This window comes from Streptomyces sp. V4I23 (assembly GCF_030817975.1).
Taxonomy (GTDB): domain Bacteria; phylum Actinomycetota; class Actinomycetes; order Streptomycetales; family Streptomycetaceae; genus Streptomyces.
The window spans coordinates 6,212,001-6,223,709 of record NZ_JAUSZW010000004.1; the positions used below are offsets into that span (position 1 = coordinate 6,212,001).

The 11,709-nt window shown below is 72.9% G+C and carries 14 protein-coding genes; 9 read left to right on the forward strand and 5 right to left on the reverse strand.

The features are described from left to right. The first annotated feature begins 21 nt into the window (after positions 1 to 21). The 5 genes from pnuC to QFZ82_RS30530 are packed head-to-tail and all read left to right on the forward strand — an operon-like array spanning position 22 to position 4,329. Positions 22 to 675: a nicotinamide riboside transporter PnuC gene (pnuC, locus tag QFZ82_RS30510; protein ID WP_307716196.1), complete on the forward strand. Its 654-nt coding sequence runs from the start codon at positions 22 to 24 to the stop codon at positions 673 to 675. Then, positions 672 to 1,742 (forward strand): AAA family ATPase, encoded by a 1,071-nt coding sequence (locus QFZ82_RS30515; protein ID WP_307716197.1) that lies wholly within the window; start codon positions 672 to 674, stop codon positions 1,740 to 1,742. The genes pnuC and QFZ82_RS30515 overlap by 4 nt, the downstream gene beginning before the upstream one ends. Next, on the forward strand, positions 1,742 to 2,461 hold the full coding sequence (locus tag QFZ82_RS30520) for an NUDIX domain-containing protein (protein ID WP_307716198.1): 720 nt from the start codon (positions 1,742 to 1,744) through the stop codon (positions 2,459 to 2,461). The genes QFZ82_RS30515 and QFZ82_RS30520 overlap by 1 nt, the downstream gene beginning before the upstream one ends. After that, entirely contained in the window at positions 2,458 to 3,468 is a 1,011-nt protein-coding gene (locus QFZ82_RS30525) for an ADP-ribosylglycohydrolase family protein (RefSeq protein WP_307716199.1), read from the forward strand. The genes QFZ82_RS30520 and QFZ82_RS30525 overlap by 4 nt, the downstream gene beginning before the upstream one ends. Positions 3,469 to 3,471: 3 nt before the next feature. After that, positions 3,472 to 4,329, forward strand: coding sequence for a DNA polymerase beta superfamily protein (locus tag QFZ82_RS30530; protein ID WP_307716200.1), 858 nt, complete (start codon positions 3,472 to 3,474; stop codon positions 4,327 to 4,329). A 9-nt stretch (positions 4,330 to 4,338) separates the two neighbouring features. Here the strand turns inward: QFZ82_RS30530 and QFZ82_RS30535 are convergent, their stop codons facing one another. From QFZ82_RS30535 to QFZ82_RS30545, 3 genes are all read right to left on the reverse strand, one after another. Next, positions 4,339 to 5,019, reverse strand: a complete 681-nt coding sequence (locus QFZ82_RS30535; RefSeq protein WP_307716201.1) for a DNA polymerase beta superfamily protein — start codon at positions 5,017 to 5,019, stop codon at positions 4,339 to 4,341. A 30-nt stretch (positions 5,020 to 5,049) separates the two neighbouring features. Further along, complete coding sequence (locus tag QFZ82_RS30540) at positions 5,050 to 5,490, reverse strand: Rieske (2Fe-2S) protein (RefSeq protein WP_307716202.1); 441 nt, start codon at positions 5,488 to 5,490, stop codon at positions 5,050 to 5,052. Positions 5,491 to 5,624: 134 nt separating this feature from the next. Next, complete coding sequence (locus QFZ82_RS30545) at positions 5,625 to 5,957, reverse strand: DUF952 domain-containing protein (protein WP_307716203.1); 333 nt, start codon at positions 5,955 to 5,957, stop codon at positions 5,625 to 5,627. 159 nt (positions 5,958 to 6,116) lie between these two features. On the opposite strand from QFZ82_RS30545, the gene QFZ82_RS30550 reads away from it, so the two are divergent. The 4 genes from QFZ82_RS30550 to der all read left to right on the forward strand — a co-directional run bounded on the left by QFZ82_RS30550 (position 6,117) and on the right by der (position 10,218). Then, positions 6,117 to 7,202: a prephenate dehydrogenase gene (locus QFZ82_RS30550; RefSeq protein ID WP_307716204.1), complete on the forward strand. Its 1,086-nt coding sequence runs from the start codon at positions 6,117 to 6,119 to the stop codon at positions 7,200 to 7,202. Between the two features lie 181 nt (positions 7,203 to 7,383). Further along, positions 7,384 to 8,067, forward strand: a complete 684-nt coding sequence (gene cmk, locus QFZ82_RS30555) for a (d)CMP kinase (protein ID WP_307716205.1) — start codon at positions 7,384 to 7,386, stop codon at positions 8,065 to 8,067. A 53-nt stretch (positions 8,068 to 8,120) separates the two neighbouring features. Then, positions 8,121 to 8,708, forward strand: a complete 588-nt coding sequence (locus tag QFZ82_RS30560) for a 1-acyl-sn-glycerol-3-phosphate acyltransferase (RefSeq protein WP_307717895.1) — start codon at positions 8,121 to 8,123, stop codon at positions 8,706 to 8,708. A 61-nt stretch (positions 8,709 to 8,769) separates the two neighbouring features. Then, positions 8,770 to 10,218, forward strand: a complete 1,449-nt coding sequence (der, locus tag QFZ82_RS30565; RefSeq protein ID WP_177151117.1) for a ribosome biogenesis GTPase Der — start codon at positions 8,770 to 8,772, stop codon at positions 10,216 to 10,218. A gap of 63 nt (positions 10,219 to 10,281) precedes the next feature. On the opposite strand, the gene QFZ82_RS30570 is transcribed toward der, so the two are convergent. Together QFZ82_RS30570 and QFZ82_RS30575 are read right to left on the reverse strand one after the other, a co-directional pair. Further along, the gene (locus tag QFZ82_RS30570) at positions 10,282 to 10,587 is read right to left on the reverse strand and encodes a hypothetical protein (RefSeq protein ID WP_373429349.1); all 306 of its coding nucleotides are present in this window, start codon (positions 10,585 to 10,587) and stop codon (positions 10,282 to 10,284) included. 271 nt (positions 10,588 to 10,858) lie between these two features. After that, the gene (locus QFZ82_RS30575) at positions 10,859 to 11,638 is read right to left on the reverse strand and encodes a hypothetical protein (RefSeq protein WP_307716207.1); all 780 of its coding nucleotides are present in this window, start codon (positions 11,636 to 11,638) and stop codon (positions 10,859 to 10,861) included. Positions 11,639 to 11,709 lie beyond the last annotated feature (71 nt).

The window sequence follows — 11,709 nt, forward strand, 5'->3', positions numbered from 1 at the left end:
CTGACTATTAAGGGGGCGGGCATGAGTCTCGCGGACATCGTCGAACCGTTGCAGCAACCGCTGTTCACCGTGCTCGGCACGCCGGTGAGCTGGACCGAGTTCCTCGGGTTCGGCAGCGGCGCGCTCTGCGTCTGGCTCGTCGCCCGGCAGCACATCGCGAACTGGCCGATCGGCATCGCCAACAACGTCCTGTTCATCCTGCTGTTCTCCCAGGCGGGCCTGTACGCCGACGCCGGCCTGCAGGTCGTCTTCATCACCCTCGCCGTGTACGGCTGGTGGACCTGGACCCACGGGGGTGGACCAGGTTCCGGCACGCTGCCCGTGCGACGCACCACCCGCACCGAGTGGACGTGGCTGCTCGCGGCGGGGGCGATGGGGACTCTCGCGCTGACACTCCTGCTCGACCGCGCCACCGACTCGACCGTCCCCTTCTGGGACGCGCTGACCACCGCCCTGTCCCTGATGGCGACCTACGGCCAGTGCCGCAAGCGCCTGGAGTCGTGGTGGCTGTGGATCGCGGCCGACATCGTCTACATCCCGCTCTACGCGTACAAGGAGCTGTACCTGACCTCCCTGCTGTACGTCGGCTTCATGACGCTCTGCGTCATCGGCCTGCGCAACTGGTCGCGTGACGCGGTCATCGGGCAGCAGCGGGCCGCGGAGGCCGCCGCATGAGCCGATTCCGGCACGGACTCGTGCTCGGCAAGTTCTATCCGCCGCACGCCGGTCACCACCATCTCGTCCGCACCGCGGCCGGCCGCTGCGACCGGCTCACCGTGCTCGTGTGCGCCGCCTCCGTGGAGAGCGTGCCGCTCGCGGACCGCGTCGCCTGGATGCGCGAGGCGCACCCGGACGTGCGCGTCGTCGGGGCCGTGGACGACGTCCCGGTGGACGTCACCGATCCCGCCGTCTGGGACGCCCACATGGCCGTCTTCCGCGCCGCCGTCCCCGAGCCCGTGGACGCCGTCTTCACCTCGGAGGCGTATGGCGACGAACTCGGCCGCCGCTTCGGCGCCACGTCCGTGTGCGTCGACCCCGACCGCGTCCGCCACCCCGTCTCCGGCACGGCCGTACGCAAGGACCCGGTCGGCTGCTGGGACTTCCTCGAGGCGCCCGTGCGCGCCGCGTTCGCCCGCCGCGTGGTCGTCGTCGGCGCCGAGTCGACCGGCACCACGACCATGGCGGAGGCGCTCGCCGAGCACTACCGGGCGCGCGGCGGCGTGTGGGCGCGGACCCGGTACGTACCCGAGTACGGGCGGGAGTTCAGCGAGCGCAAACTCGCCGCCCTGCGCGCCGTACGGCCCGGCGCCGACTGGCCGGACGTCGTGTTCGCCTCCGAGGAGTTCCCGCTGATCGCCCGCCGCCAGGCGGAGCTGGAGGAGGAGGCCGCGCGCTCCGGCTCCCCGGTCCTCTTCTGCGACACCGACGCCTTCGCGACGACGATCTGGCACGAGCGGTACATGGGCGCGCCCTACCCCGTGGCCCCGGAGCCCCGCACCCAGCACCTGTGGCTGCTCACCGACCACGAGGGCGTCGCCTTCGAGGACGACGGCCTGCGCGACGGGGAGCACCTGCGCCCGTGGATGACCGGCCGCTTCCGCGAGGAACTGGCCCGCACCGGCCGCCGTACGGTCGAGCTCACCGGGCCGCACGAGCAGCGGCTCGCACGGGCCGTCGCCGCCGTGGACACGCTGATCGGCGAGGGCTGGCAGCTCGCCGACCCTCTGCCGGAGCGGCGCTGATGCAGGGCTACGACCCGGGCGTCTTCCCGCCCTTCGCCGTCACCGTCGACCTCGCCGTCTTCACCGTCCGCGAGGGCGAGTTGCACGTCCTGCTCGTCGAACGGGGGCAGGAGCCCTACCGCGGCGCCTGGGCGCTGCCCGGGGGATTCCTCCTGCCCGACGAGTCCGCCGAGTCGGCCGCCCGCCGCGAACTGGCCGAGGAGACCGGCCTGTCCCGGCACACGGCGGCCGGACTGCACCTGGAACAGCTGCGCACCTACAGCGAACCGGACCGCGACCCGCGGATGCGCGTCGTCTCCGTCGCGTTCACCGCACTCGTCCCGGGCCTGCCCGAACCACGCGGCGGCGGCGACGCCGCCCGCGCCCGCTGGACACCTCTCGGCCGGGCCACACCGCTCGCCTTCGACCACGACCGCATCCTCGCCGACGCCCACGACCGGATCGGCGCCAAGCTCGAGTACACCTGCCTGGCCACGGCCTTCTGCCCCCCGCAGTTCACGCTCGGCGAACTGCAGCGGGTGTACGAGACGGTCTGGGGCGTCGAGCTCGACCGGCCCAACTTCCGGCGCAAGGTCCTCGCCACCCCCGGCTTCGTCGAGGCCGTCGAGGGCGGACCGCGCCGCACCGGCGGCCGGGGGAAGCCGGCCGCCCTCTACCGGGCGGGCACCGCCACCGCGCTGCACCCACCACTCCTGCGACCGGAAGGACGGCAGCCATGACCACCGCCAAGCGGGCCGCCACGGGATCACTCGTCGGCCTGGCTCTCGGGGACGCGCTGGGCTTCCCCACCGAGTTCGATGACGTGCCCTCGATCCTGGCCAAGTGCGGCCCATGGCGGGAGATGGCACTGCCGAAGCCCGCCGTCGTCACCGACGACACCCAGATGACGCTCGCGCTCGGCCGGGCCCTGTGCACCGCCACGGAGCGCGGGCGGCTGGTCGCCTCCCGTCTGCAGCGCCCGCTGCGCGAGGAGTTCGTCGACTGGTACCACTCGCCGCAGAACAACCGGGCCCCCGGCCGGACCTGCCTGGTGGCCTGCCGGGAGCTGGACGGCGACGGCCCCTGGCAGGCGGCGAGCCAGATCGGCTCCAAGGGATGCGGCGCCAACATGCGCGTCGCGCCGATCGGCCTCGTACCCGGCCTCGACGAGGACCAGCGCGCGGGCGCCGCGCAACTGCAGTCCGGGCTCACGCACGGGCACCCCACGGCACTCGCGGCGAGCGACCTCACGGCGCGCGCGGTGCACCTGTTGGCGCAGGGCGCGGAGCCGACCGGCCTGGTCGGACAGCTGCGCTCGTACGCGTACGAGAACCGTGGCCGCTACCACGAGCGCTGGCTCGGCAACCTGTGGACGTACTCCCACGACCCGACGCCCGAGGCCTTCATCGCCCGCGGCTGGGACGAGTGCCTGCAGATCCTGGAACGGCTGGCGGCCGCGCTGCGCTCCCCCGAGCCGGAGCTGGACCCGTGCCTGGCGACCGGCGACGGCTGGATCGCGGAGGAGGCGCTGGCGACATCGCTGCTGTGCTTCCTGATGTTCCCCGAGGATCCCCTGACGGCCCTGCGCCGCGCGGCCTGTACCAGGGGCGACTCGGACTCGCTCGCCTGCCTGGCGGGCGCCTTCGCGGGCGCGCACCTGGGAGCGGACGCGTGGCCGGACGAGTGGGCGGAGCGGATCGAGTACGGGGAGGAGCTGCTGGCTCTCGGGGCGCTCTGGGACGCTTGATCCATGACCGATCAGCTCGACCTGACCGACCTCGCCACGGCCGTGCCGCCGCAGCCCGGCCACCTCGTCTTCGCCACGGTCTCCGGGGCGCACCTGTACGGATTCCCGTCCCGGGACTCGGACGTGGATCTGCGAGGTGCGCATCTGCTGCCCATCGCCGATCTCGTCGGACTGCACGAGCCGGACGAGACGACCACGCGGATGTGGGAGCGCGACGGCGTCGAGATGGACCTGGTCACGCACGACCTGCGCAAGTTCGTCCGGCTGATGCTGCGGCGCAACGGCTATGTGCTGGAGCAACTGCTGTCGCCGCTCGTCGTCGCCACGACCGAGGCGCACGCGGAGCTCGTGTCGCTGGCACCGGGCGTACTGACACGTCACCACGCGCATCACTACCGCGGCTTCGCGCGGACGCAGTGGCGGCTGTTCGAGAAGACCGGCGAACTCAAGCCGCTGCTGTACACGTTCCGCGCGCTGCTGACCGGCATTCACGTGATGCGCAGCGGCGAGGTCGAGGCCCATCTGCCCACACTGCTCGGCCACGTGCGCGCGCCGGGGTACGTGCCGGAGCTGATCGCCGCGAAGTCCGAGGCCGAGCACGGGTCGGCCGTCGGCCTCGACGAGGCACGGGTCCGGACGGACGTCGAGGCGCTCCACGCGGCGCTGGACGCATCGCAGGACAGGACGGAGCTCCCGGACGAGCCGTCCGCGTTCACAGCCCTGAGCCGGCTCGTGACCAGGACGCGTATGGAGAACGACCCCGACATCACCATGGAGGTCCTTCGGCGGGTGCGCCGCGGCACCGAGGGCACCCCGCTCACGGGCGCCTTGACCGTCCAACGGGCCGAGGAGACGTACTGACGCGCCGCCTCACCCCGCCGATGCCTTCCGCACCCGCACCAGGAAGTCCTCCACCCGGGCGCGGTCCGGTTCCGGTGGGAGCGGGGTGGTGCGGGCCGCCGCGTCGGCATCCTCGGACAGGCGGGTCATCCACGACTCGACCCGCTCCCACGGCACCTCGCCCCGCCTGACCTCCAGGAGCCGGTCGCGGTCGGCGCCGACGTCGATCACCAGCTCGCCGGTGCGCAGCAGGTCGCGGCAGCTGGTGAGCAGGCGGAGGAGGTGCATGGCGTGCTTCCAGCGGGGCGTGCCGTACTGCCGTATGTCCGCCTCCAGCTTTCTGCGCTGCCCGTCCGCGTACCGCACGAACGTCTCGTGCGCCCGGCGGGACAGGAACGCTCCGCGCAGGGAGAGCAGTTCGCGGCCCGTGTCGTCGGCGTGCTCGACGAGCGGGGAGTGCAGGCACTCCAGGATGTTCGGGTTGGCGCGCAGGGCCAGTTCGAGGAACCTCTCCAGCTCCCACGAGAACTGCTCCTCCGCCGGGCCCTCCACGTGCGTCGGCGGCTTGACGAACCGCCAGTACAGCGCGGTCGGGGCCAGGAAGACCCCGCGGCGGTCCGTGTCGCTGGACTCCGTCGCCAGTCCGAACGCCCGCGACCCCATGACACAGGAGTAGATCGTGTGATCGCGGACGAGAGCCTCTGGAGTCATGCGCGCGAGGCTACGACACCGCGCCGGCGGTCACATGAGCAGGATGGAGTCCCCCTCGACGGTGATCTGCTTCGCCGGCAGCGGCCGCTTCGCCGGGCCCGCCGCGACCGAGGCGTCCTCGATGCGGAACTTGCTGTCGTGACAGGGGCAGTTGATGAGACCGTCGCTGACCGAGCCCACCGTGCACCGCTGATGCGTGCAGATCGCGGAGAACGCCTTGAACTGCCCGGCCGCCGGCTGCGTCACCACGACCTCCTGCTCCTTGAAGACGGTTCCGCCGCCGACCGGGATGTCCGCGGTCCTGGCCAGTTCCTCGCCGGACGGCGCCGAAGCCTGCGCGTTGTCCGTCGGTGTCGCGGCCCCCTCCGTGGGGGCGGGCGTGGAGGCGTCGCCGCCGTCCGCGCAGCCCGCCACCAGCGCGACGGCTCCCGCCGCTCCCGCCGCCAGGACCGACCTTCGGCGCGTGTCCATGCCACTCTCCTTCGGTTCGGGACGTTCCTCGCCCCGACCACCGGGGCAACCAGCATCCTTGCGCTCCCGGCACCTCTGGTGAAGCAACCGCGCAGGCATGTCCGTCCCCCGGCCCACCGAAGGGCGCGGCGCGGTCAGACCCAGGGCGTCAGCTCCCGGGCGTGGCCGTCCTCGTCCCGCCGTACGGCGAGCACCCCGGTCACGGCCGCCCGCGCGACCGGGCCGTACACATGCGGGAAGAGCATGTCCCGGGAGCCCTCCCAGCGGACCTCGGCGGTGAGCAGCGACTCGTCGATGACCAGCACCAGGAGGTCCGCCACGTCGCGGTACGGGCCGTCCGCGACGGCGAGCGCGGCGGACTCGTCCGCGGAGCAGTGCACGAAGCCCTCGGACGTGAGAGAGGCCGGGGCGTACGGGCCGGCGACGTCGGCGGTCCACTCGTCCACCGGCACGACATGAAAGAGCATGCGCCAGTTGTAGCGCAGGCGCCGGGGCACGGGCGTCTCGGGGAACGGTCGTCGCGGCCCCGCCCGGGCGCGCTGACTAGGCTGAACGCAGCAGCCGCCCGCAGACGCCGCACCACGCTCCGCGTCACCCAGGCAAGGACACCGCAAGGACATGGCCCAGTGAGAACCGCGCTCGTCATCGGAACAGGACTGATCGGCACCTCCGCCGCGCTCGCTCTCGCGGGGCGCGGCGTCGAGGTGCACCTCGTCGACCACGACGCGGCGCAGGCCCGCACCGCCGCCGCGCTGGGCGCGGGCACGGACGAGCCGCCCGAGGGGCGTGTGGACCTCGCCGTCGTCGCGGTGCCGCCCGCGCACGTCGCCACCGCGCTCGCCGAGGCGATGCGCGCGGGCGTCGCGCGCGGCTACCTCGACGTCGCCAGCGTCAAGGGCGGGCCCCGCCGCGAGCTGGAGGCGCTGGGCGCGGACCTGTCGGCGTACATCGGTACGCACCCGATGTCCGGCAAGGAGCGCTCCGGACCCCTGGCGGCCACCGCCGACCTCTTCGAGGGCCGCCCGTGGGTGCTCACGCCCACACGCGACACCCACACCGAGGTGCTGAACCTCGCACTGGAACTGGTCGCGCTGTGCCGGGCCGTCCCCGTCGTGATGGACGCGGACGCCCACGACCGCGCCGTCGCCCTCGTCTCGCACACCCCGCAGCTGATCTCCTCGATGGTCGCGGCCCGCCTGGAGGACGCCGACGACACCGCCGTACGGCTGTGCGGGCAGGGCATCCGGGACGTGACCCGGATCGCAGCGTCCGACCCCCGGATGTGGCTGGACATCCTCTCCGCGAACCCCGGACCGGTGGCCGACGTGCTGGCCGGCGTCGCCGCGGACCTGGACGAGACGGTCCAGGCGCTGCGGGCGCTGCAGGCCGCCGACGAGTCCAAGCGGCGCACCGGTGCGGAGGGCATCGAGGACGTGCTGCGCCGCGGCAACGCCGGCCGCGCCCGCGTCCCCGGCAAGCACGGCGCGGCACCGGCGGCGTACGAGACCGTCGCGGTCCTCATCAGCGACAAGCCCGGCGAGCTCGCCCGCATCTTCGCGGACGCGGGCCGGGTGGGCGTGAACATCGAGGACGTCCGCATCGAACACGCGACGGGCCAGCAGGCGGGCGTCGTGCAACTGATGGTGCAACCGGCGGCGGCCCAGGTCCTGAGCGCCTCCCTCCGCGAGCGCGGCTGGGCGCTCCGCCAGTAGCGCGGTGCCCGACCGCGCGGACCGCGCGGTCGGCCCGGGCCGCCCCCATCCCGGGCCGCCCCCATCCCGGGCCCGGGGCAGGTGGGCAAAGGCGCCGCCCGGTAAAGACGCCGCCCGGCACTCGGTAACCTTGTGGCGGGGCCTTCGGCACTCCCGCCGCCCTCTCCCGCGAACCCGAAAGGTGTCCGACACCGTGGAATCCGTGATCGTCGCCATCGATGGCCCCTCCGGCACGGGCAAGTCGAGCACCTCCAAGGCCGTCGCCTCCGCGCTGGGCCTGAGCTACCTGGACACCGGGGCCCAGTACCGGGCGATCACCTGGTGGATGATCAGCAACGGCATCGACGTCGCCGACCCGGCCGCCGTCGCCGCCGCCGCCGACAAGCCCGTCATCGAGTCCGGCACCGATCCGGCCGCGCCGACCATCACCGTCGACGGCTTCGACGCCGCCGGCCCCATCCGTACGCAGGACGTCACCTCCAAGGTCAGCGCCGTGAGCGCCGTGCCCGAGGTGCGCACCCGGATCACCGAGCTGCAGCGGTCCATCGCCGCCGCCGCCGAGAAGGGCATCGTCGTCGAGGGCCGCGACATCGGCACCACCGTCCTCCCCGACGCCGACCTGAAGATCTTCCTGACCGCCTCGCCCGAGGCGCGGGCCGCCCGCCGCAGCGGCGAGATCAAGGGCTCCGACGTCGCCGCCACCCGCGAGGCCCTCATCAAGCGCGACACGGCCGACTCCAGCCGCAAGACCTCCCCCCTCGCCAAGGCGGACGACGCGGTCGAGGTCGACACCACCGACCTCACCCTCCAGCAGGTCATCGAGTGCGTCGTGACCCTCGTTGAGGAGAAGCGGGCCGCCAAGTGACCGTCCCCTCGGAGAAGGGCGCGGCCGTCGGGCGGGGCATCGGCATCGGCCTGATGTACGGACTGTGGAGGCCGCGCGTCCTGGGCGCCTGGCGGGTCCCCGCGGCCGGCCCGGTCATCCTCGCGGTGAACCACGCGCACAACATCGACGGGCCGATGCTCATGGGCACCGCCCCCCGGCCCGTGCACTTCCTGATCAAGAAAGAGGCGTTCGTCGGCCCCCTGGACCCGTTCCTGACCGGGATCGGGCAGCTCAAGGTGGACCGTACGGCCGCCGACCGCACCGCCATCGCGGGCGCCTTGGGCGTCCTGGAGAACGGCGGCGTCCTCGGCATCTTCCCCGAGGGCACCCGGGGCGAGGGAAACTTCGCCTCGCTGCGCGCGGGCCTCGCGTACTTCGCCGTCCGCAGCGGCGCGCCCATCGTGCCCGTCGCCGTACTGGGAAGCACGGAGCGCCGCGGACGGTTGATACGGGCACTCCCGCCGCTGCGCAGCAAGGTCGACGTCGTCTTCGGCGACGCCTTCGAGGCCGGGGACAGCGGTGGACGGCGTACGCGCAAGGCGCTGGACGAGGCCACCGTACGCATCCAGGAGCGGCTGACCGCCCACCTGGAAAACGCAAAGCGCCTGACCGGGCGCTAGGCCAGACTTGAGTAATGGGCCGCAGAACACGCGGCCCAGTGACGAACGAGGAACGGACTTCATGAACGACCAGCACGACCACGGAGCGCTCGGCGACGCCGAGTACGCGGAGTTCATGGAGCTCGCCGCGGAAGAGGGCTTCGACGTCGAGGACGTCGAGGGCGCGATCGAGGAGGCGGGCCACGGCCCGCTGCCCGTCCTCGCCGTCGTCGGCCGCCCCAATGTCGGCAAGTCGACCCTGGTGAACCGCATCATCGGCCGCCGTGAGGCCGTCGTCGAGGACAAGCCCGGCGTCACCCGCGACCGCGTCACCTACGAGGCCGAGTGGGCGGGCCACCGTTTCAAGGTCGTCGACACCGGCGGCTGGGAGCAGGACGTCCTCGGCATCGACGCGTCCGTCGCCGCCCAGGCCGAGTACGCCATCGAGGCCGCCGACGCGGTCGTCTTCGTCGTCGACGCCACGGTCGGCGCGACGGACACCGACGAGGCCGTCGTCAAGCTTCTGCGCCGCGCGGGCAAGCCCGTCGTGCTGTGCGCCAACAAGGTCGACGGACCGAGCGGCGAGGCCGACGCCACCGCCCTGTGGTCGCTGGGTCTCGGCGAGCCGCACCCCGTCTCCGCGCTGCACGGCCGCGGCACGGGCGACATGCTCGACGCCGTCCTGGAGGCCCTGCCGGACGCCCCGGCGCAGACCTTCGGCAACGTGGTCGGCGGCCCGCGCCGCATCGCCCTCATCGGCCGCCCGAACGTGGGCAAGTCCTCCCTGCTGAACAAGGTCGCGCGCGAGGAGCGCGTCGTCGTCAACGAGCTGGCGGGCACCACCCGTGACCCGGTCGACGAGCTGATCGAACTCGGCGGTGTCACCTGGAAGTTCGTCGACACGGCCGGCATCCGCCGCCGCGTCCACCTCCAGGAGGGCGCGGACTACTACGCCTCCCTGCGCACCGCCGCCGCCGTGGAGAAGGCGGAGGTCGCGGTCGTCCTGATCGACGCGAGCGAGTCGATCAGCGTCCAGGACCAGCGCATCATCACCATGGCCGTCGAGGCGGGCCGGGCCATGGTCATCGCGTACAACAAGTGGGACACCCTCGACGAGGAGCGCCGCTACTACCTGGAGCGGGAGATCGAGACCGAGCTCGGCCAGGTCGCCTGGGCGCCGCGGGTCAACGTCTCGGCCCTCACCGGCCGCCACATGGAGAAGCTGGTCCCGGCGATCGAGACCGCGCTCGCCGGCTGGGAGACCCGTGTCCCCACGGGCCGGCTGAACGCCTTCCTCGGCGAGCTCGTCGCCGCCCACCCGCACCCGATCCGCGGCGGCAAGCAGCCCCGCATCCTGTTCGGTACGCAGGCGGGCACCAAGCCGCCCCGGTTCGTCCTCTTCGCCTCCGGCTTCCTGGAGCACGGCTACCGGCGCTTCGTCGAGCGCCGCCTGCGCGAGGAGTTCGGCTTCGAGGGCACGCCGATCCACATCTCGGTGCGGGTGCGCGAGAAGCGCGGCCGCAAGAAGTGACCTGACACGTCGAAGGGTGCCGTCGCCTCGGCGACGGCACCCTTCGACGTGTCGCGGGCCGGGTCACATCCCCCGGCGCGGTCCCGGCGGCAGAGCGGCGGGCTGGGTGCTGTGCCGGCCGACCTGGTAGTACGGCTGCCAATTGCCCTGCTGCGTGGACGTGTCGAGGTGCTCCGTGTGGTCGCCGTCTCCGCTGAAGCCGCCCCGGCTGCTGTGCAGTCCCATCGCCCCGAAGGCCCGGAATCGGAGGTCCTCCTCGCCGCTGCGGTCACCCGGCAGCGCCTTGAACGACCTCAGGTACTCGGAGTACAGCGCGTCGTAGATCGGGGTGGCCGAGTGGCCCGCCGATCCGTCACGCGCCGGGCGCATCGCGGGAATCTGGCTCTGGTACGGCTGGCGGGAGGGGTCGTATGAGTGCACGTACCCTGCAACGACGCGGGAGTCCTGCGGATGCGGGCTGGGAGCAGCTGCATTCTTCCGGGGGACGAAGGCCCTTGGGGCAATGCCCGGGCACACGGACGCGCGCCCGGGCGGAATCTTCTCCGGGCGGACGTCCGCGTGCCCGGACACGGCTCCGGGTTCGGCCGAGTCGCGGCATCTCGGCGGGCGGCGTGCCGACCGGGGGATCGGCGCCGAACGGTCAGGTGCCCGCGAGCGGCATCGCGGCGGCCACCAGGCGACCGTTGGCCGCGGCCTTCTCCAGGGCGTCGCGCAGCAGGTCCTCGCGCGGCTGCTGACCGATGGAGCCGACCGGCGCGGCGAACACCAGCACCGTGTGCGTCTTGTTGGCCGCCGTACGCCAGCCGTCCGTGACCTGGAGCGGCTGATGGGCCTGCCACCAGGCGACCTGGCCGCCGCCTCCCGTACCGGGCTGGAGCACGGCGTGCAGCTGCCCCATGGCGACCAGCACCGACCAGCCGGGCAGCTGCCCCGGCACCTGGTTCACGTCGGAGACCGGCTGGAATCCCTGCTCGAGGAGGAGCGGGAGGAACTCGTCTCCGGCCGAGCCCGAGGTGCCGGGACGGGCGATGGGCGCGGTCGGCTCGACCACGAGCGCGGGGTGCAGCTCCCCGTTGATCAGGATCAGACCGCTGGTGACACCGAGCACCGCCTGCTCGGGGGCTGCGCCCGGAATCCGGGGCTCCTCGCCGGTGATGGACCGGACGGCGCCCTGGAGCTGGTCCTCGGCGACCTGGACGACCTGAGAGGGGATGCAGGTGGCGTGGGCGAAGGCGAGAACGGCGGTCTCCTCCCCGACGAACAGCACCGTGCTGGTGCGTTCCTGCTCGGAGTCGCCCGGGGTGCGGCAGGAGGTGCAGTCGTAGCTGCCCGGGGCGTTGTGGCCGGCGAGCAGCCGGTCGGCTTCTTCGTCGCCGATCTCGGCGCGTACGTCCTCGCTGACGTCGAGCATGCGCGGCACGGGAGGCTCCTCGGACTTGATCACGTGTGCCGGGCGGGTCCCGGCTCATAACGGGTCAACGGGTGATATGC

Bases quoted from the DNA above. Each gene is read 5' to 3' on its own strand.
- QFZ82_RS30515 (WP_307716197.1), top strand. From the start codon at position 672: ATGAGCCGATTCCGGCACGGACTCGTGCTCGGCAAGTTCTATCCGCCG.
- QFZ82_RS30570 (WP_373429349.1), bottom strand. From the start codon at position 10,587: ATGCGCCCGGCGCGTGACGGATCGGCGGGCCACTCGGCCACCCCGATC.
- der (WP_177151117.1), top strand. From the start codon at position 8,770: ATGAACGACCAGCACGACCACGGAGCGCTCGGCGACGCCGAGTACGCG.
- QFZ82_RS30520 (WP_307716198.1), top strand. From the start codon at position 1,742: ATGCAGGGCTACGACCCGGGCGTCTTCCCGCCCTTCGCCGTCACCGTC.
- QFZ82_RS30545 (WP_307716203.1), bottom strand. From the start codon at position 5,957: ATGCTCTTTCATGTCGTGCCGGTGGACGAGTGGACCGCCGACGTCGCC.
- QFZ82_RS30525 (WP_307716199.1), top strand. From the start codon at position 2,458: ATGACCACCGCCAAGCGGGCCGCCACGGGATCACTCGTCGGCCTGGCT.
- QFZ82_RS30540 (WP_307716202.1), bottom strand. From the start codon at position 5,490: ATGGACACGCGCCGAAGGTCGGTCCTGGCGGCGGGAGCGGCGGGAGCC.
- QFZ82_RS30560 (WP_307717895.1), top strand. From the start codon at position 8,121: ATGTACGGACTGTGGAGGCCGCGCGTCCTGGGCGCCTGGCGGGTCCCC.
- QFZ82_RS30530 (WP_307716200.1), top strand. From the start codon at position 3,472: ATGACCGATCAGCTCGACCTGACCGACCTCGCCACGGCCGTGCCGCCG.
- pnuC (WP_307716196.1), top strand. From the start codon at position 22: ATGAGTCTCGCGGACATCGTCGAACCGTTGCAGCAACCGCTGTTCACC.
- QFZ82_RS30535 (WP_307716201.1), bottom strand. From the start codon at position 5,019: ATGACTCCAGAGGCTCTCGTCCGCGATCACACGATCTACTCCTGTGTC.